Origin of the sequence: Pseudomonas sp. TH15 (genome assembly GCF_016651105.1) — a bacterium.
Classification (GTDB): Bacteria; Pseudomonadota; Gammaproteobacteria; order Pseudomonadales; family Pseudomonadaceae; genus Aquipseudomonas.
The window spans coordinates 1,867,625-1,885,521 of record NZ_JAEKEL010000001.1; the positions used below are offsets into that span (position 1 = coordinate 1,867,625).

Genomic DNA, 17,897 nt, shown 5'->3' on the forward strand with positions numbered 1-17,897 from the left:
TCTGGTGAAAGAGCTTTTTGTGGCGAGGGAGTTTACTCCCGCTCGGCTGCGCAGCAGTCGTCAATCCCGCGAACGCGGTATGTCTGAAAAAATGCAGGGGGCCGCTTCGCGTCCCAGCGGGAGTAAACTCCCTCGCCACAGGTTCTCTATTCCCACAGATATCTCTGGGGTGTGGATATCTCTGGGATGTACTGAAAAAAATTGCAGTAGGTGTTGCCGGGAAATCACGTCGGGTGGTCTCTCGGTTTTTTGCATCAGGCAAACACAAAATACTTACGCACGGTCTCAACCACTTCCCACGTGCCTTTCATCCCCGGTTCGATGACGAAGATATCCCCGGCGCGCAGATGGATCGGCTCTTTCCCTTCTGGGGTGATGATGCAGTAGCCCTCGCGGAAATCGCAGTATTCCCACTTCACATATTCCACGTACCACTTGCCCGGCGTGCAGATCCAGGTGCCCATGATCTTGCTGCCGTCTTCGCTGGTATAGGCGTTGAGGTTGACGGTGTGCGGGTCGCCTTCGAGTTTTTCCCATTTGCAGGCGTCGAGCACCGGCAGCGGGTGGGTATCGCGAAGAACGGTGATAGGTGCGGTCGCGGTCATGGGGGACTCCGGGCAGTGGACTTGAGGAATGAAGTCGCACCCTATAGCGCCCGGGCGCTGCTCAGTTGTCTGTGCTCGACATCGAAGTGCTCAGAAGCGCGCGCACCGCTTAGAGGTTTTTCAGCGGGCAACTGACTCTGGCGTGCTCAAGGGTTGCCTCGAACCCTTCCAGTTGCGCGTATTGCCGGGTGAGCTCGGCCATGCTGTCGTTGATTTCGCGTTTCTTCGCTTCGATGGCCTGTCGTGCCAGCGCCCAAGGCATCGCCTCACCGTGGTGATCAGCGAAGATCGCCTGCAACTCCTTGAGCCGAAAACCCATGTCTTTGGCGCATTTGATGAAGATCAGCAGTTCGACACTTTGTTGATCGTAGAGGCGGTAGTTGCCATGGCGGCGAGGTTTGGGCAGCAGGCCGATCGTCTCGTAGTGACGGATACTTTTGATGGTGGTGCCGGAGCGTTGCGCAGCTTGGCCGATGTACATAAACGTCCTTTTTAATGTGAGACCGCGCGGCGCATTATCGGCAGACTCAACGACCGGCGATAGCCTGCGCCTGCTGCAACCAGGTTTGTCGTTGCTGATCGGTTGAGTCGAGCACCGGGCCGAAGGTGAGGGTGCGCAGTGGTTTTATCCCACAGAACTCGAGGGTGGTCTTGCGCACTTCATGCAGGCCGGGCATGCGATAGATCCAGCGGTAATACCAGGGCGGTGTGTCCATCGTCACCAGCAAATGGGCGGTGCGGCCCTTCAGCAGTTTGTCCGGGAAGGCTTTGCCTTTGCGGTATTTGAAGGCGAATCCCGGCAGCAGCACCCGATCAAAAAAACCTTTGAGCAGCGCCGGAATACCGCCCCACCAGATCGGGTAAACCAGCGTCAGATGTTCGGCCCAGAGGATGTCGGACTGAGCCCCGCTCAAGTCATCTTCCAGCGCCTGGACCTGTTGATAACCTGCACACAGCACCGGATCGAAATCCAGCGCTCCGAGTCGCAACTGCCGCACCTCATGCCCGGCCTCAAGCGCCGATTGGGCGTAACCCTCGGCAAGCGCGGCGCAGAAACTGCTCGCCGAAGGATGGCCGAGAATCAACAGAATGCGTTTGCCCATGTCACTGTCCCTGCTGGAAAAAGCCAAGGATGAAGTCTGCCCCTTAGGGGAGAGTCAAGGTGTGCAACAACGCTTTGGCGTAGCCCGGCAATGCGCTGAAATCTCTGGCACAGAGCATCAGGGTACGGCGGGCCCAGGGTTCATCAAGGGCAATGCTTTTGAAGGTGCGAGACGCCGCGCGTTCGACAGCGGCCAGTGGCACGATGGCAAGCCCCGCGCCACGGCCGACCATGCGTATCACGCCGTCGAAGCCATCCGCGCGGATGCGCACCTGCATTCGCGAGCCGCTGTGCAGGGCCTGTTCTTCGAGATAGATGGCCAAGGCACTGTCGGCGCTCAGTCCTACAAAGTCGTGGCGCAAGGCGTCGCTGAAACTGACCTCGGCGGCGTCAGACAATGGGTGGTCGAGCGGCAGAATCAGCACCAGTGGATCGTCGCGGAACGCTTGCGTCTGTAAGTCGCTGGTGTCGACCGCGTCAGACACAATCCCCAGATCCGCCGCGCCTTGGCGCAGGGCGTGAGTGATGCGGGCGCTGGGCAGTTCTTGCAGGTCGATGTCGAGGTTAGGGTGCTCGCGCAGGAAGTCTGCGAGCAACTCCGGCAGGTATTCGGTGATCGCGGTGGTGTTGCACAACAACCGCACCTGGCCTTTGACCCCTTTGGCATAGTCGGCGAGGTCCTGTTGCATGCGTTCAGCCTGTTGCAGCAGAACCCTGGCGTGTTGTGCCAGGGCTTTGCCGGCCGGCGTTGGCGTGACGCCGCGGCGATTGCGTTGTAGAAACTCGATGCCCAGCGAGGCTTCCATGGCCCGGATGCGCGCGCTGGCGGCAGCCAGGGACAGATGACTAAGCCCGGCGCCGGCGGTGATGTTGCCGGTGTCGAGGATGTTCAGATAGAGACGCAGGTCGGTCAGGTCGAAGTGCATGATGATGGCCTCTGATTTGGTAGTGACTGGACTGGCCCTTTCGCGAGCAGGCTCGCTCCCACAGGTTTGTGCTCGCCACAGATCCAATGTGGGAGCGAGCCTGCTCGCGAAGGGGCCTGAGGTCTCAAAGAAAATTTCAGCCTCTTGTTATGAAAGAGGCAGCCTCAGTATATGGCAGATTTTCAACCCGGCAGTCAGGGCTCAGGATAGCCCCATGAACACACTCGCCACGTTCTACCAAAACCTCGGTCTGGCCCTGTCTATATTGGTCATCGCCACCTTCCTGCTGGCCGGGATGATCAAAGGTGTGATCGGCCTCGGCCTGCCGACTATCGCCATGGGCCTGCTCGGTCTGGCTATGGCGCCGTCGCAGGCTGCGGCGTTGTTGATCATCCCCGCGACCCTGACCAACGTCTGGCAACTGGTATTCGGCGGGCACCTGCAAGGGCTGATCAAACGCTTGTGGCCGATGCTGCTGGCGATCTTCATCGGCACCGGCGCTGGCACAGTATGGATCGGCATGGCCGGTGGTCATTGGGTGGTACGGGGATTGGGCGCGGCGTTGTTGATCTACGCCTTGAGCGGTCTGTTTCTACCGACGATGCGCGTCGGCAGTCGCACCGAGCGTTGGCTCGGACCACTCTGCGGCGTACTGACCGGTGTCATTGCCTCGGCCACCGGCGTTTTCGTGATTCCGGCAGTGCCCTATCTGCAAGCACTGGGTCTGAACAAAGACGAACTGGTGCAGGCGCTAGGCCTGTCGTTCACCGTCTCGACCCTGGCACTCGCCGCCGGCCTGTTCTGGCGCGGCGCCCTCGGCGGTGGTGAGTTGAGCGCCTCGTTGCTGGCGTTGATCCCTGCGGTGCTCGGCATGTTGCTCGGGCAATGGTTGCGTCAGCGGATTAGCGCCGTGTTGTTCAAGCGAGTGTTCTTTATCGGCCTCGGTGTGCTCGGCGGCCACTTGCTGGTCAGCGGCTAGCCGATGACGAACTGAGCATGTCGATCGGGCGGATGTCGAAATCCTGCTCCAGATAGTCCATGCGCTGATCGCGGAACTGCTGCATGTGCGGCAGGTTCGAGTGCACGTCCAGGTGGGCCTGGGACTGCCAGATCTCGTAGAAGATAAACAGTGTCGGGTCCTGCTTGTCGCGCAGCATGTGGTACTCGATGCAACCGGGTTCGGCGCGGCTCGGCTCGACGTAGGCGCGAAACAGCGTTTCGAAGGCCTCGGCTTTTTCCGGGCGGGTCTTGGCGTGCAGGATGAAGCCTTGTACGTCACTCATCGAAAATCTCCCTCAAGTTAAGAATCGGCGAAAGTCTATGGCAACAATCGCCTGTCGATTCGTGCGTTTTGGTCAAATGAATTTTGTGAATCCGGCGCTTATTCCGCGCGAGGTGGGTCGTTACTCTGCCGCCATCAAATTCCAGCCTTCTGAGACCTCTCATGAAAAAAGTCCTCTTGCTCAACGGCGGCAAAAAGTTCGCCCACTCCGATGGCCGCTACAACGCCACCCTGCACGGCACCGCGCTCAGCGTGCTGGATCGCGGCGGCGTGGATGTGAAGAGCACCTTCATCGACGAGGGCTACGACCTCGCGGAAGAAGTCGCCAAGTTTGTCTGGGCCGATGTGATCATTTACCAGATGCCGGGCTGGTGGATGGGCGCGCCGTGGACCGTGAAAAAGTACATCGACGAAGTCTTCACCGAAGGCCACGGCAGCCTTTACGCCAGTGACGGCCGCACCCGTTCCGATGCGTCGCAAAAGTACGGCAGCGGTGGTTTGTTGCAGGGTAAGCAATACATGTTGTCCCTGACCTGGAACGCACCGCAGCAAGCGTTTGACGACCCGACTGACTTCTTTGAAGCCAAGGGCGTGGACGCGGTGTACTTCCCGTTCCACAAGGCCAACACCTTCCTCGGCATGACCGGTTTGCCGACGTTTCTGTGCGTGGACGTGATGAAACGCCCGGACATCGAACGCGACATGGCGCGGTATGAGCAGCATTTGATTGAGGTGTTTGGTCTCAAGGCCTGAAATGATTACCTCTCGGTGAGCGAATTTATTTGTGGCGAGGGGATTTATCTGTGGTGAGGGGATTTATCCCCGCTGGGTCGCGCAGCGGCCCCGCTTTTTGAAAAAGAACGGGCCTGCTGCGCAGCCCAGCGGGGATAAATCCCCTCGCCACAAAGGTGTTCTCTCTCCACAATGGATTTGTGCCGACGATCAATTAAGGGACCCACGTGAAAGCCAGATCCGATGAATTGCAGATTTTCGTCTGCGTGATTGAATGCGGGTCGATTTCGGCTGCGGCGGAGCAGGTCGGGCAAACGCCGTCGGCGGTCAGTCGCACGCTGTCGCGGCTCGAAGCCAAGCTCGACACCACGCTGATCAACCGCACCACCCGGCGCATGGACCTGACCGAGGAGGGCAAGTATTTCTTCGAACACGCCAAGCTGATCCTCGATCAGATGGACGAGCTCGAAGAGCGCCTCAATTCCCGCCAGCAAACCCCGTCCGGGCGCCTGCGCATCAACGCCGCATCACCCTTCATGCTGCACGCCGTCGTGCCGTACATCGATGAGTTCCGCCGGCTCTACCCGGACATCCAGCTCGAACTCAACAGCAACGACCTGATCATTGACCTGTTGGAACAAAGCACCGACATCGCCATCCGCATCGGCACCTTGGCTGACTCGACCTTGCACGCCCGATCACTGGGTTGCAGCCCACTGCACATCGTCGCCAGCCCGGCGTATCTTGAGCAACACGGCACACCCGGCGCCGTTGCCGACCTCAACGGCCACGCGCTGCTCGGTTTTACCCAGAACGAAGGCCTCAACCAATGGCCGCTGCGCCATGTGCACGGTGATCGCTGGCCGATCAACGCGGCGATCAACGCCTCCAGCGGCGAGACCGTGCGGCAGTTGGCGCTGGAAGGCCAGGGCATTGCCTGCCTGTCGCACTTCATGACCATCGAAGACATTCGCGCCGGGCGCCTGAAGGTGGTGCTGGCGGATTTCAACAGCGGCTATCGCCAGCCGATCAACGCGGTGTACTACCGCAACTCGCAACTTGCCCTACGCATTCAGTGCTTCCTGGACTTCATCCAGGGCAAATTGGCGGTTTACGCGAATACGGATTTCAAAGGCTGATTCGTGACCTCTGCGCAAGAGTGAATTGGGCCAGCGGGTATGTTTCGACAGGGATCGGTCCTTGATACTCGTGGCATCACTTATTCACGCAGGGAGTTTCTCCATGAACGTATTCGTTACCGGCGCCGCCGGTTTTATCGGCGGCTCCATCGCCACCGGCCTGGTCCAGGCCGGCCATAAAGTTACCGGCTTGGTGCGTAGCGCCGAGCAAGCCCAAGAACTGACCGCGCAGGGCATCACTGCGGTGATCGGCACGCTGGATGACAGCGCTCTGCTGGCCGAACAGGCCCGCGCCGCCGACGCCGTGATCAACGCGGCCAGCAGCGACCATCGCGCGGCCGTGGAAGCCTTGCTCGATGCGCTGCGCGGTTCGAACAAAGTGTTCCTGCACACCAGCGGTTCGAGCATCGTCGGCGATGCGTCGGGCGGTAAGTCCAGCGACGTTATCTACTACGAAGACAACCTGCCGGAGCCGACTGTCGACAAAGCCGCACGCGTGGCCATCGACAACCTGATTCTCGCCGCCGCAAAGGACGGAGTGAACTCCGCCGTCATCTGTAACACGCTGATCTACGGCCACAGCCTGGGCGTCAAGCGCGACAGCGTGCAGTTGCCGCGCCTGCTCAAACAGGCACGCAAAAGTGGTGTGGTCCGCCACGTCGGCACGGGCCAGAACATCTGGTCCAACGTGCACATCGAAGACGTGGTTGCCTTGTACCTGCTGGCGCTGACCAAAAACGTACCGGGCACGTTCTATTTCGTTGAAAGCGGCGAATCCTCGTTCGTCGACATGACCACCGCCATGGCGCAAGCCTTGAAGCTCGGCAAGCCACAAGACTGGCCGCTCAAAGACGCCGAAGCCGAATGGGGTTATGAAATGGCCAACTATGGCCTGGGTTCGAACAGCCGGGTTCGCGGCAAGCATGCGCGGGAACTGCTGGGCTGGGCGCCGAAGCGGACTTCGGTGACCGAGTGGATCCTGCACGAAATGGTGTGATGGGTGTTTAAGCCCTGTAGGGCTTGGCGATCCCCCTCAAAACGGCTGCCCTCGGGCGGCCGTTTGTATTTCAGGCTTTGCTCTCGTGTCAGACCGGTCTTATGGCTTATTTTTCTGCGATTCACCAAGGTCTGAATTGCAACTACGAACCGATGGAGTATTGGGTACGACAAGCCTTGTGGGCTTGAACGGCGACGTTACTTGGCCAGGGAGAGGTGCAGGAACTTGCTGTTTTTGACTTTGAGTTTGCGTTCAATTGCTTCAACACTCTGCCCCGTCTCAATGGCTGTAGAGCTGGCGATTGCACGTATCAGGTTTTCGGCAGTCAGTTTTTTCTGGTGCGGCGCGTGCTGGTCATGGCGGGTGCTCGATAGAGACGCGTCAGGCGAGTCTAGCGCTTGCCTCAATTTTCAAAACATCCCCAAACCAGGCTGAACGAATACGATCAAAACTGTGGGAGCGAGCCTGCTCGCGAAAGCGGTGCTTCAGTCGATAGAAATGCTGAATGCGAGACCGTCTTCGCGAGCAGGCTCGCTCCCACATTGGTTTTTCACCTGCCAGGAAACTTATGTAAATCCCGCCCCTCGATTTTCATTAATCGCGACACGACATATCCATTTGCGACACGCCTTACCTCTCCACGAAAATTACTTTCATGCGGTTTGAAAACTCGATCTCGAAATGATTTATGAGTTTCACAACCCATTCGAACGTGACCCTTTCGAGGAGTACCGCATGACGCCTTCTTTCGGCTATTGGCTGCTGGTATATGCCGCCGTCGCCATCATCGCGCTGATCGTATTGATCGCCCGTTACCGGCTCAATCCGTTCATCGTCATCACCCTGATTTCCATTGGTCTGGCGCTGGTGGCCGGGATGCCGCCGTCGGGCGTGGTGGGCGCGTATGAGGCCGGCGTGGGCAAGACGCTGGGGCACATTGCGCTGGTGGTAGCGCTGGGGACGATGCTCGGCAAGATGATGGCCGAGTCCGGTGGCGCCGAGCAGATGGCGCGCACCTTGATCGATAAGTTTGGCGAGAAGAACGCGCACTGGGCGATGGTCTGCATTGCGTTTCTGGTCGGGCTGCCGTTGTTCTTCGAAGTCGGTTTTGTCTTGCTGGTGCCGATTGCCTTCACCGTGGCGCGGCGCGTCGGTGTGTCGATCCTGATGGTCGGTCTGCCGATGGTTGCCGGCCTCTCGGTGGTGCATGCGCTGGTGCCGCCGCACCCGGCGGCAATGCTCGCGGTGCAGGCGTATCAGGCGTCGGTCGGGCAGACCTTGTTGTATGCGATTGCGATCGGCATTCCGACGGCGATCATCGCCGGCCCGCTCTACGCCAAATTCATCGTGCCGCGCATTCAGTTGCCGGCAGATAACCCGCTGGAAAAACAATTTCTCGACCGCGAACCGCGCGACAAGCTGCCGGGTTTCGGCATCACCATGGCGACCATTCTGCTACCAGTGGTGCTGATGCTGATCGGCGGATGGGCCAACCTGATTTCCACGCCGGGCAGCGGTTTCAATCAGTTCCTGTTGTTCATCGGCAACTCGGTGATCGCCCTGTTGCTGGCAACGTTGCTGAGTTTCTGGACGCTGGGCATCGCCCAGGGTTTCAACCGCGAATCGATCCTCAAATTCACCAACGAATGTCTGGCACCGACCGCCAGCATCACCCTGCTGGTCGGGGCTGGCGGCGGTCTGAACCGGATTCTGGTGGATGCCGGCGTGACCGATCAGATCGTCGGCCTCGCGCACGAATTTCACCTGTCGCCGCTGATCATGGGCTGGTTGTTCGCGGCGTTGATGCGCATCGCCACAGGCTCCGCCACCGTGGCCATGACCACCGCGTCCGGGGTGGTCGCGCCGGTGGCCATTGGTCTGGGATATCCACACCCTGAGCTGTTGGTGCTGGCGACCGGTGCTGGCTCGGTTATCTTTTCCCACGTCAACGACGGCGGCTTCTGGTTGATCAAGGAATACTTCAACATGACGGTCGCGCAGACGTTCAAGACCTGGACCGTGCTTGAGACGTTGATCTCGCTGGTCGCTTTCGGTCTGACCGTCGGCCTTTCTTATCTGTTGTAACCGGAGCCCGCCGCCATGGACATCCTCTACCAGATCCGCGCCCGCCAGGATTCCTTCAGCGCCGGCGAGGGCCGCATCGCTCGGCTGATGCTCGACGACGTTGGTTTTGCTGCCTCCGCCAGCCTCGAAGATCTGGCGCAACGCGCCGAGGTCAGCACCGCCACGCTGTCGCGGTTTGCCCGCAGCGTCGGTTGCCGTGACCTGCGTGATCTACGCCTGCAACTGGCTCAGGCCAGCGGCGTCGGCAGCCGTTTTCTCGACCCGGCGGGCACGCCTGAACAGTCGGCGTTCTACGGGCAGATCGTCGGCGATATCGAAACCACGCTGCGCCAGCATCTCGCTGGATTCGACGAGTCGCGCTTCGCCGATGCGGTGAGATTACTTGGCCAGGCACGGATGATTCATGCGTTCGGCATGGGCGGTTGCTCGACGCTGTGCAGTGACGAATTGCAGGTACGGCTGGTGCGCCTCGGCTATCCGATCGCCGTGTGTCACGACGCCGTGATGATGCGCGTCACCGCCGCCAGCCTGAACGCCGAGCAAGTGCTCATCGTCTGTTCGCTGACCGGCATCACCCCGGAATTGCTGGAGACTGTCGAGCTGGCGCGCAATTACGGCGCGCGCATTCTGGCGATCACCCGCGCCGATTCGCCGCTGGCCGAACTGGCCGACATCGTCCTGCCGCTGCAAGGCGCGGAAACCTCGTTCATCTACAAACCGACGGCGGCGCGCTACGGCATGCTGCTTGCGATCGACGTGCTCGCCACCGAACTGGCGCTGGCCAATCCTGAAGACAACCAAGAACGTCTGCGGCGGATCAAACTCGCCCTCGACGAATACCGTGGCGGCGACGATCACCTGCTGCCGGGAGACTGATATGTTGTACGACACGCTGATTCGCAACGCCCTGATCATCGATGGCAGCAACAGCCCCGGTTATCCCGCTGACGTGGCGATTCTGAACGGGCGCATCGAGCGCATCGGCGACTTGCACGACGCCCGCGCCACTGAAGAAGTCGACGCCGCCGGCCGAGTGCTGGCGCCGGGTTTCATCGACGTCCACACCCACGACGACACCGTGGTCATCCGCCAGCCGCAGATGCTGCCCAAGCTCAGCCAGGGTGTGACGACGGTGATCGTCGGCAACTGCGGGATCAGCGCTTCACCGGTCAGTTTGCGCGGCGATCCGCCGGACCCGATGAACCTGCTCGGTCCGGCGACGGCGTTTGTTTATCCACGCTTCAGCGATTACCGCGCCGCTGTCGAAGCGGCCAACACCACGTTGAACGTGGCGGCGCTGATCGGTCATACGGCGTTGCGCAGCAATCACCTCGACGACCTGTTTCGCACCGCCACGCCGGACGAAATCAGCGCGATGCGCGAGCAACTGCGCGATAGTCTGGCGGCGGGCGCGTTGGGTTTATCCACAGGCCTGGCCTATGCGAGTGCCTTCTCGGCGTCCACCGATGAAGTGATGCAACTGACTGAAGAGCTGACCGCATTCGGCGCGGTCTACACCACCCATTTGCGCAGCGAGTTCGAACCGGTGCTGGAGGCCATGGACGAAGCCTTCCAGATCGCTCGTCATGCCCAATCCCCGGTGATCATTTCTCACCTCAAGTGTGCGGGCGTCGGTAACTGGGGCCGCAGTCCGCAACTGTTGGCGTCTCTTGAACTCGCCGCGAAAACCCACCCGGTGGGCTGCGATTGTTATCCCTACGCGGCGAGTTCTTCGACCCTGGACCTCAAGCAAGTCACCGACGCCCACCGCATCACCATCACCTGGTCGACGCCGCATCCTGAGCTGGGTGGCCGCGACTTGATCGACATCGCCGCCGAGTGGGGTGTGCCGTTACTCGACGCCGCCCGACGCCTGCAACCTGCCGGAGCGTTGTATTACGGGATGGACGAGGCGGATGTGCGGCGGATTCTCGCGCATCCGTTGTCGATGGTCGGCTCCGACGGTTTGCCGGAAGACCCGTTTCCGCACCCGCGCTTGTGGGGCGCGTTCCCAAGAGTACTCGGACATTTCAGCCGTGACGTCGGGCTTTTTCCGCTGCACACCGCCGTGCACAAAATGACCGGGTTGTCGGCGGCGCGCTTTGGCTTGAAGGAACGGGGCGAGATTCGTGAAGGGCATTGGGCGGATTTGGTGTTGTTTAATCCGCTGACCATTCGCGACGTGGCGGATTTTCATGATCCGCAGCGGGCGGCGGAAGGGATTGATGGCGTGTGGATCAACGGTGTTTTGAGTTACCGCGACGGCCAGGCAAATGACAAACGGGAAGGACGCTTTCTGGCAAGGGAAGGTGATCTACGCAAAGGTTTCAATTGATCACGGAACCCCTGTAGGAGCTGCCGAAGGCTGCGAACTTTTGAACTATGTCTCATGGTGGCACTGTGAGATTAAAGAAACCTCGCGCCGAGCCGAAGCGCTGACATCCAGCCCAGCTACACTGGGTCTTTTCAACCAGGAGCAACCCATGAGCTTCGGCAAAGTCACCCCGATCCTGCGGATTTTCGATGAAACCAAAGCCGTGGAGTTTTACGTCGACTTCCTGGGCTTCAAGATCGACTGGCAGCATCGCTTCGAAGCCAACTTCCCGTTGTACCTGCAAGTCTCCCGGGGCGAATGCGTGCTGCACCTGTCCGAACACCACGGCGACGCCACACCGGGCTCGGCATTGCGCATCGAAACGGATGAACTGGAGGCGTTCCAGCAGCAGTTGCTGGCCAAGGAATACACTTTCGCCAAACCCCAGATCCAGGCCATGCCGTGGGGTAGCCAGGACATGACCATCGCCGATCCGTTCGGCAATCGGTTGGTGTTTACCAATGCGATCAGTGTTTGAGTTTCAGCCTTCGTCCGACGACCGGTGGGTCTGGCGAAACTCGCCGGGCGGCATCCCGCGCCGGCTTTTGAACGTACGGTGAAATGAGCGGGGTTCGGTGAAACCCAGGTACTGGGCGATGTCCTGAATCGGCAAGTTGCTGTTCAGCAAGTAATGCTCGGCCAGTTCCTGGCGCAGGTCATCGAGGATCTGCTGGTATGAAGTGCCTGCCTGATGCAACTGGCGTTGCAGCGTGCGCACCGACACGGCGCACTGCTCGGCCACCTGTTCTTTGCGGGGCAACCCTTCCTTGAGCAACTGGCGCAGGATGCTTTTGACCCGCTGCTCAAGCGACGCGTCCTCCAGCGTGGCCATTAATCCCAGGGCATGTTCTTCCAGGGTGCGCAGCAATTGCGGATCGGCCTGGCGCAAGGGCAACTGCAAATACGGCAACGGCACAATCAGCGCCGAATAAGGCTGGTCGAACAGCACCGGGCAGTCGAAGAACCGTTCGTACTGCGCCAGCGTCGTGTCGGCCGGACGTGCATGTTCGAGCCAGACGGCGGCCGGCGACAGCTGGGTATCGGCGATCCAGCGCGCGTATTGCAGCCAGGAACCGAGCACGTTTTCCACCAGGTGCCGGCGGATTCGCGGCCGTTGATGACGGCACGTCCAGATCAGGTGCACGTGACTGTCCTGCACCTCGGCGCGGCTGACCCCCATGTCTCCCACCAGCTTTTCGAACGGCATGATGCGGCTCATGGCATCGCCCAGCGTTGCGCAGTTCATGGTGATGTAACCCAGCACACTCCAGGAGTTGGGCAACACAAAACGCGCGGCGTTGAGGCCGAACAACGGATCGCCCGAATGTTCGCAGAAATAATCGAGCAACCGTTCATGAGCTTCGCCCGGCAATCGCAGGCTGTTGTCGCTCAACTGCTGCGCCTGCAACCCGGCCGCCGCCAACGCAGGCTCGATGGCCATGCCCAGTTGTTCGGCATGGCGCAAGTATTTGAGCAGCGGAGGGACCGAGGTGAAGCCCAGGGATTGCATGATCGTAGTCCTTTGATCAAAGCCCGCGTGCGCGGGTGATTGCCCTGAAAGGTAAGTTGAAACCACCGCTAAAGTAAATGGCTGACGTTTGCGCGACGTTTGACTCAATTGGCTACTCGAACTGGCCGGATGCGACCGTGACACTTTTCGGCAGCTGACTAGTATGGAGCTCTGAAATATCACTGATCAGAACCGCAAAAGGACACACGCATGCGACGCTGGAACGGCTGGGGAGATGCAACCACGGTGGTCGAGCTGCCGGCCCAGGGCGCGGGATTTCTCGCTGAACGGCTAGGTGCCGGCCGAGCGCTGCCCGATGCAACGCTCGAGACGGCACTGACCCGCGTGCCGGCCTCGCGGTTGTCGGAACATCCCTCGTACAGCGTGACTGCGCATGATCGTTTGCTGCACGCGCGGGGGCAGAGCCTGCCGGACTGGCTGGCGTTGCGCGAAGGGGCTCCGGGGATTTATCCGGACGCCGTGGCCTTCCCCGAGAGCGCCGAACAGATTCGCCACTTACTGGCGCTCGCCCAGTCGCAGGACCTGTGTCTGATTCCTTATGGCGGCGGCACCTCGGTGGCCGGGCACATCAATCCGCCGAGTTCCGCACGGCCCGTGGTGACGGTTTCCCTGGCCCGCATGAATCGCCTGCTGGACCTCGACGAACAGAGCCTGCTGACTACTTTCGGCCCCGGTGCGACGGGGCCGCAGGTGGAAAGTCAGCTGCGCGCCCGTGGTTACACCCTGGGGCATTTTCCGCAGTCGTGGGAACTGTCGACCCTTGGCGGTTGGGTCGCCAGTCGATCCAGTGGCCAACAGTCGCTGCGCTACGGGCGAATCGAGCAATTGTTCGCCGGTGGCACCCTGGAAACCTTTGCCGGTCCTTTGGAAATCGCTACTTTCCCGGCCTCGGCCGCCGGTCCCGATCTGCGCGAGGTGGTGCTGGGCTGTGAAGGCCGTTTCGGGATTATTTCCGAGGTCAAAGTGCGGGTCAGCGCACTACCGGCCGATGAGCGTTTCTATGGGGTGTTTTTGCCCGATTGGCCGCAGGCGCTGCAAGCCATCCGCCAGTTGGCCCAAGCGCGCGTACCGCTGTCGATGCTGCGCTTGTCCAACGCGGTGGAAACCGAGACCCAGCTGGCGCTGGCCGGTCATCCGCAGCAAATTGCCTGGCTGGAAAAGTACCTCACCCTGCGTGGCGCCGGTGCGGGCAAATGCCTGCTGACGTTCGGCGTGACCGGCAATCGGCGGCAAAATGCGCTGTCCCTGAGTCAGGCCCGGCAGCACTTGAAGGCCTTCGGCGGCGTCTTCACCGGCACCTTGCTCGGCAAGAAGTGGGCGCAGAACCGCTTCCGTTTCCCTTACCTGCGCGAGAACCTGTGGAACGCCGGTTATGTGGTCGACACCCTCGAAACCGCCACCGACTGGAGCAATGTCGACAACCTGCTGAGCCTGGTCGAAAACAGCCTGCGCGACGCCTTGGCCGCTGAAGGCGAGCGGGTGCATGTGTTCACTCACCTGTCCCATGTCTATGGCGAAGGCTCGAGCATCTACACCACTTATGTGTTTCGCCCGGCAGCGGACTACGCTGCCACCCTGGCTCGCTGGCAGGCGCTCAAACAGGCCGCCAGTCAGACCATCGTCGACAACCACGGCACCATCAGTCACCAGCATGGCGTGGGCAAAGACCACGCGCCGTACTTGCTGCGGGAGAAGGGCGCGCTGGCGATGGACACCCTGCAGGCGCTGAGCCGGCATTTCGATCCGGCCGGGCGACTGAACCCTGGCACGCTGTTGCAGGAGTGACGAGCATGAGCCTCGACTGGAACGCGGCGTGGAGGCAGCACGTGCTGCCGACGCTGGCGGATGAAACCTGGGACCTGATTGTCATTGGCGGCGGCATCAGCGGCGCCGGCATCCTGCGCGAAGCCGCGCGCCGTGGCTGGCGTTGCCTGCTGCTGGAACAGCGCGATTTCGCCTGGGGCACTTCCAGCCGTTCCTCGAAAATGGTTCATGGCGGCTTGCGTTACATTGCCAAGGGCCAGTGGCGCCTGACCCGCGATTCGGTTCGCGAACGCCAGCGCCTGCTCGACGAAGCGCCGGGGCTGGTGGAGCCGATGAGTTTCTTGATGCCGCATTACCGTGGCGGCTTTCCCGGCCCGCGGGTGCTGGGTGGTTTGTTGAGCGTCTATGACGCGTTGGCCGGGCGGCGTAGTCATCGCTTCCATGACGCGCAGCAACTGGGTTATCTCGCGCCGGGGGTGAAGCAACATGACCTACTGGGCGGCACCTGTTTTGTTGATGCACTGACCGATGACGCCCGTCTGGTGATGCGCGTTTTGGGCGAGGCGCGAGCCGACGGCGCCATGGTGCTCAACGGGATGCGTGTGCAGCAGTTGCTGCGTGAAGAGGGGCGGGTGTGCGGGGTTCAGGTCGAGGACTGCGAGGGCGGTTCGTCGCTGCAATTGCGTTGTGCTGTGTTGGCCGTGGCCACTGGCGCCTGGGCTGAACGCTTGCGGCCGTCCGATGCCCCGCATCAGTTGCGCCCGTTGCGTGGCAGTCATTTGTTGCTGCCGGGCTGGCGGCTACCCGTGGCGCAGGCCTTTACCTTCCTGCACGAGCGCGACCGTCGACCGGTGTTTGTTTTCCCTTGGGAAGGTGCCACGGTGGTCGGCACCACGGACCTCGATCATCAAGAGGATCTGGACCAGAGCGCGAGCATCAGCGCCGAGGAACTCGACTACCTGCTGGCCGCCTGTGCCCAGCAGTTCCCCGAGGCTGAAGTGGTCGCCGCCGATGTGTTGTCGACCTGGTCGGGCGTGCGCCCGGTAGTTGGCAGCGCTGCGGGTGAGCATCAGGGCAAACCGTCCAGTGAAACCCGCGAGCATGTGCTGTGGCTGGAACCCGGTTGCGTGACCCTGGCTGGCGGCAAGCTGACGACCTTTCGCCCGCAGGCCATCGAAGTGCTCAAGGCCTGCGCGACCATGCTCGGGCGCGCCCTCAGTGATGACGGCGCGCCGGTGTTTGCCGTCGTGCCACCGCTGGCGATTGCGGGGCTCAGTGGCAGTCAATGGCGGCGCCTGGCCGGACGGCATGGCCGTGACCTGCCGAGGCTGGCGCAACTGATCGCCGAGTTGGGCCATGACAGCGTTGGCGCCACTGACACCTTGTGGGCGGAACTGGCCTTTGCCTGCGACACGGAAATGGTCCTGCACCTGGATGACCTGTTGTTGCGTCGCACCCGTTTGGGTCTGTTGCTGCCTCGTGGCGGCGAGGATTACTTTGCGGCCATTCGTCACCTCTGTCAGCCGCGACTGGGCTGGGACGATGAGCATTGGCAACAGGAGCTGCAGCGTTACCGAGCGTTGTGGCAACGCCACCACGGTTTGCCGGAAGCCTCGCAAAATGCCCATTGAAGAGAGCTCCATGGATAACCCCCCGAACAAGCGTTACCTGCTGGCGATCGACAATGGGACCCAGAGCGTGCGCGCGCTGCTCTTCGACTTGCAGGGCAATCTGCTGGGCAAAGGCAAGGTTGAATTGCAGGCGTATTACTCGACGCAACCTGGCTGGGCCGAGCAGGACCCGGAATATTACTGGGCGAAACTGGGGGAGGCCTGCCAGCAGTTATGGCAGCAAACCGGCATCGACCGTTCACAGATTGCCGGCGTCTCCCTGACCACCCAGCGCGGCACAGTGATCAACGTCGATGCCCAAGGCAAGCCGCTGCGCCCGGCGATTCTGTGGCTCGATCAACGCCAGACCGAAGTCGAAGGCGGGATCAAGGGACCGTGGGGCTGGCTGTTCAAACTGGTCGGCGCGCAAGCCACCGTGGATTATTTTCGCGCTCAGGCCGAGGCCAACTGGATCGCGCGCCATCAGCCTGAAGTGTGGGCGGCGACTGACAAGTTTTTGCTGCTCTCGGGGTTTCTCACCCATCGTCTGTGCGGGCGCTTTGTCGACTCGGTGGGCTGTTGCGTCGGCTACCTGCCCTTCGACTTCAAACGCCTGCGCTGGGCCGCTCCCTCCGACTGGAAATGGCAGGCGCTGGCGGTGCGTCCCGGGCAATTGCCCACGCTGCATAAACCCGGTGAAACCCTGGGCCACATTAGCGCCGAGGCCAGCCGCCATACCGGCATTCCCGAGGGACTGCCTCTGATCGCCGCCGGTGCCGACAAGGCCTGCGAAGTCGTGGGTTCCGGAGTGGTCGACGCGGACACGGTGTGCCTGTCCTACGGCACCACGGCGACGATCACCAGCACCCGTTCGCGCTATCTGGAAATCGTCCCGTTGATTCCGCCTTACCCCTCTGCGGTGCCGGATCAATACAACTGCGAGGTGATGATTTATCGCGGCTACTGGATGGTCAGCTGGTTCAAGAACGAGTTCGGCCTGCGGGAAATGCAGCAGGCCAAAGCGCAAGGCGTGGAGCCTGAGCAACTCTTCGACGCGTTGGTCAACGCCGTGCCGCCAGGCTCCATGGGCCTGATGCTGCAACCCTACTGGTCGCCCGGCATTCGCGAACCGGGTGTGGAAGCCAAGGGCGCGATGATCGGCTTCGGCGACGTGCATACGCGCGCGCATATCTATCGGGCGATCCTCGAAGGTTTAGCGTATGCCTTGCGTCAGGGTATGGAGAGCATCGAGAAGCGTTCGAAGGTCTCCATCAAGCGCTTGCGAGTCGCCGGTGGTGGCTCCCAGAGTGATGCGGCGATGCAGCTCACTGCGGACATTTTTGGCCTGCCGGCCGAGCGTCCACATGTCTACGAAGCGTCCGGTTTGGGAGCGGCCATTTGCTGCGCGGTCGGGCTTGGATTGCACGCGGATTTTCCCACGGCGATGACGGCCATGACCCGCGTCGGCGCGGTATTCATGCCGCAGCCTGAGGCGCAGCAGATCTATCAGCGACTGTACAAAGAGGTCTACCTGCGCATGTACCGACAGCTTAAGCCGCTGTACCAAAGCATTCGCAAGATCACTGGCTACCCGGCCTGAAAATCCTCAAAAATCCCCCTGTAGGAGCTGCCGAAGGCTGCGATCTTTTGATCTTGTTTTTTCAGATCAACGTTAAAAGATCGCAGCCTTCGGCAGGCTCCTACAGAAACCGTATTGCGATTTGAATTGGCGCCATCGGAGAGCTTTTCT

At 61.0% G+C, this 17,897-nt stretch carries 17 protein-coding genes; 11 read left to right on the plus strand and 6 right to left on the minus strand.

What is annotated here, in order from left to right:
• Window positions 1–254: 254 nt before the first annotated feature.
• The 4 genes from JFT87_RS08365 to JFT87_RS08380 form a co-directional block, all read right to left on the minus strand.
• Window positions 255–605, minus strand: coding sequence for a cupin domain-containing protein (locus JFT87_RS08365; protein WP_201200368.1), 351 nt, complete (start codon window positions 603–605; stop codon window positions 255–257).
• A gap of 109 nt (window positions 606–714) precedes the next feature.
• The gene (locus tag JFT87_RS08370) at window positions 715–1,086 is read right to left on the minus strand and encodes a MerR family transcriptional regulator (protein WP_201200369.1); all 372 of its coding nucleotides are present in this window, start codon (window positions 1,084–1,086) and stop codon (window positions 715–717) included.
• Window positions 1,087–1,132: 46 nt separating this feature from the next.
• Entirely contained in the window at window positions 1,133–1,708 is a 576-nt protein-coding gene (locus tag JFT87_RS08375) for an NAD(P)H-dependent oxidoreductase (RefSeq protein ID WP_201200370.1), read from the minus strand.
• Window positions 1,709–1,751: 43 nt separating this feature from the next.
• Window positions 1,752–2,633, minus strand: a complete 882-nt coding sequence (locus JFT87_RS08380) for a LysR substrate-binding domain-containing protein (protein WP_201200372.1) — start codon at window positions 2,631–2,633, stop codon at window positions 1,752–1,754.
• Window positions 2,634–2,847: 214 nt separating this feature from the next.
• Between JFT87_RS08380 and JFT87_RS08385 the strand changes: the two genes are divergently transcribed.
• Window positions 2,848–3,612 (plus strand): sulfite exporter TauE/SafE family protein, encoded by a 765-nt coding sequence (locus JFT87_RS08385; RefSeq protein WP_201200374.1) that lies wholly within the window; start codon window positions 2,848–2,850, stop codon window positions 3,610–3,612.
• On the opposite strand, the gene JFT87_RS08390 is transcribed toward JFT87_RS08385, so the two are convergent.
• A complete protein-coding gene (locus JFT87_RS08390) occupies window positions 3,602–3,916 on the minus strand; it encodes a putative quinol monooxygenase (RefSeq protein WP_201200376.1) in 315 nt (104 codons plus the stop codon). The two genes, JFT87_RS08385 and JFT87_RS08390, sit on opposite strands and share 11 nt — an antisense overlap.
• Window positions 3,917–4,077: 161 nt before the next feature.
• Between JFT87_RS08390 and JFT87_RS08395 the strand changes: the two genes are divergently transcribed.
• The 7 genes from JFT87_RS08395 to JFT87_RS08425 all read left to right on the plus strand — a co-directional run bounded on the left by JFT87_RS08395 (window position 4,078) and on the right by JFT87_RS08425 (window position 11,720).
• Window positions 4,078–4,668 (plus strand): NAD(P)H-dependent oxidoreductase, encoded by a 591-nt coding sequence (locus JFT87_RS08395; RefSeq protein WP_201200378.1) that lies wholly within the window; start codon window positions 4,078–4,080, stop codon window positions 4,666–4,668.
• A 206-nt stretch (window positions 4,669–4,874) separates the two neighbouring features.
• Window positions 4,875–5,786 carry a LysR substrate-binding domain-containing protein gene (locus JFT87_RS08400; RefSeq protein ID WP_201200380.1) on the plus strand — a complete coding sequence of 304 codons (912 nt, stop codon included), beginning with the start codon at window positions 4,875–4,877 and terminating at the stop codon, window positions 5,784–5,786.
• A gap of 103 nt (window positions 5,787–5,889) precedes the next feature.
• A complete protein-coding gene (locus JFT87_RS08405) occupies window positions 5,890–6,783 on the plus strand; it encodes an NAD-dependent epimerase/dehydratase family protein (RefSeq protein ID WP_201200382.1) in 894 nt (297 codons plus the stop codon).
• 735 nt (window positions 6,784–7,518) lie between these two features.
• Window positions 7,519–8,868, plus strand: coding sequence for a GntP family permease (locus JFT87_RS08410; RefSeq protein WP_166220365.1), 1,350 nt, complete (start codon window positions 7,519–7,521; stop codon window positions 8,866–8,868).
• Window positions 8,869–8,883: 15 nt separating this feature from the next.
• On the plus strand, window positions 8,884–9,744 hold the full coding sequence (locus tag JFT87_RS08415; protein ID WP_201200384.1) for a MurR/RpiR family transcriptional regulator: 861 nt from the start codon (window positions 8,884–8,886) through the stop codon (window positions 9,742–9,744).
• Window position 9,745: 1 nt separating this feature from the next.
• Window positions 9,746–11,203 (plus strand): N-acyl-D-amino-acid deacylase family protein, encoded by a 1,458-nt coding sequence (locus JFT87_RS08420; protein WP_201200387.1) that lies wholly within the window; start codon window positions 9,746–9,748, stop codon window positions 11,201–11,203.
• Window positions 11,204–11,351: 148 nt separating this feature from the next.
• Window positions 11,352–11,720 (plus strand): glyoxalase superfamily protein, encoded by a 369-nt coding sequence (locus tag JFT87_RS08425; RefSeq protein ID WP_201200389.1) that lies wholly within the window; start codon window positions 11,352–11,354, stop codon window positions 11,718–11,720.
• Window positions 11,721–11,723: 3 nt separating this feature from the next.
• On the opposite strand, the gene gliR is transcribed toward JFT87_RS08425, so the two are convergent.
• Complete coding sequence (gene gliR / locus JFT87_RS08430) at window positions 11,724–12,752, minus strand: AraC family transcriptional regulator GliR (protein ID WP_201200390.1); 1,029 nt, start codon at window positions 12,750–12,752, stop codon at window positions 11,724–11,726.
• A 210-nt stretch (window positions 12,753–12,962) separates the two neighbouring features.
• Between gliR and JFT87_RS08435 the strand changes: the two genes are divergently transcribed.
• From JFT87_RS08435 to JFT87_RS08445, 3 genes are read left to right on the plus strand one after another with little or no spacing between them, the layout of a single operon-like run.
• A complete protein-coding gene (locus JFT87_RS08435) occupies window positions 12,963–14,558 on the plus strand; it encodes an FAD-binding oxidoreductase (protein WP_201200391.1) in 1,596 nt (531 codons plus the stop codon).
• Between the two features lie 5 nt (window positions 14,559–14,563).
• The gene (locus tag JFT87_RS08440) at window positions 14,564–16,168 is read left to right on the plus strand and encodes a glycerol-3-phosphate dehydrogenase/oxidase (RefSeq protein WP_201200392.1); all 1,605 of its coding nucleotides are present in this window, start codon (window positions 14,564–14,566) and stop codon (window positions 16,166–16,168) included.
• 10 nt (window positions 16,169–16,178) lie between these two features.
• Window positions 16,179–17,747 (plus strand): FGGY-family carbohydrate kinase, encoded by a 1,569-nt coding sequence (locus JFT87_RS08445; protein ID WP_201200393.1) that lies wholly within the window; start codon window positions 16,179–16,181, stop codon window positions 17,745–17,747.
• Window positions 17,748–17,897 lie beyond the last annotated feature (150 nt).

Bases quoted from the DNA above. Each gene is read 5' to 3' on its own strand.
- JFT87_RS08365 (WP_201200368.1), bottom strand. From the start codon at position 605: ATGACCGCGACCGCACCTATCACCGTTCTTCGCGATACCCACCCGCTG.
- JFT87_RS08370 (WP_201200369.1), bottom strand. From the start codon at position 1,086: ATGTACATCGGCCAAGCTGCGCAACGCTCCGGCACCACCATCAAAAGT.
- JFT87_RS08375 (WP_201200370.1), bottom strand. From the start codon at position 1,708: ATGGGCAAACGCATTCTGTTGATTCTCGGCCATCCTTCGGCGAGCAGT.
- JFT87_RS08380 (WP_201200372.1), bottom strand. From the start codon at position 2,633: ATGCACTTCGACCTGACCGACCTGCGTCTCTATCTGAACATCCTCGAC.
- JFT87_RS08385 (WP_201200374.1), top strand. From the start codon at position 2,848: ATGAACACACTCGCCACGTTCTACCAAAACCTCGGTCTGGCCCTGTCT.
- JFT87_RS08390 (WP_201200376.1), bottom strand. From the start codon at position 3,916: ATGAGTGACGTACAAGGCTTCATCCTGCACGCCAAGACCCGCCCGGAA.
- JFT87_RS08395 (WP_201200378.1), top strand. From the start codon at position 4,078: ATGAAAAAAGTCCTCTTGCTCAACGGCGGCAAAAAGTTCGCCCACTCC.
- JFT87_RS08405 (WP_201200382.1), top strand. From the start codon at position 5,890: ATGAACGTATTCGTTACCGGCGCCGCCGGTTTTATCGGCGGCTCCATC.
- JFT87_RS08410 (WP_166220365.1), top strand. From the start codon at position 7,519: ATGACGCCTTCTTTCGGCTATTGGCTGCTGGTATATGCCGCCGTCGCC.
- JFT87_RS08415 (WP_201200384.1), top strand. From the start codon at position 8,884: ATGGACATCCTCTACCAGATCCGCGCCCGCCAGGATTCCTTCAGCGCC.
- JFT87_RS08420 (WP_201200387.1), top strand. From the start codon at position 9,746: ATGTTGTACGACACGCTGATTCGCAACGCCCTGATCATCGATGGCAGC.
- JFT87_RS08425 (WP_201200389.1), top strand. From the start codon at position 11,352: ATGAGCTTCGGCAAAGTCACCCCGATCCTGCGGATTTTCGATGAAACC.
- gliR (WP_201200390.1), bottom strand. From the start codon at position 12,752: ATGCAATCCCTGGGCTTCACCTCGGTCCCTCCGCTGCTCAAATACTTG.
- JFT87_RS08435 (WP_201200391.1), top strand. From the start codon at position 12,963: ATGCGACGCTGGAACGGCTGGGGAGATGCAACCACGGTGGTCGAGCTG.
- JFT87_RS08440 (WP_201200392.1), top strand. From the start codon at position 14,564: ATGAGCCTCGACTGGAACGCGGCGTGGAGGCAGCACGTGCTGCCGACG.
- JFT87_RS08445 (WP_201200393.1), top strand. From the start codon at position 16,179: ATGGATAACCCCCCGAACAAGCGTTACCTGCTGGCGATCGACAATGGG.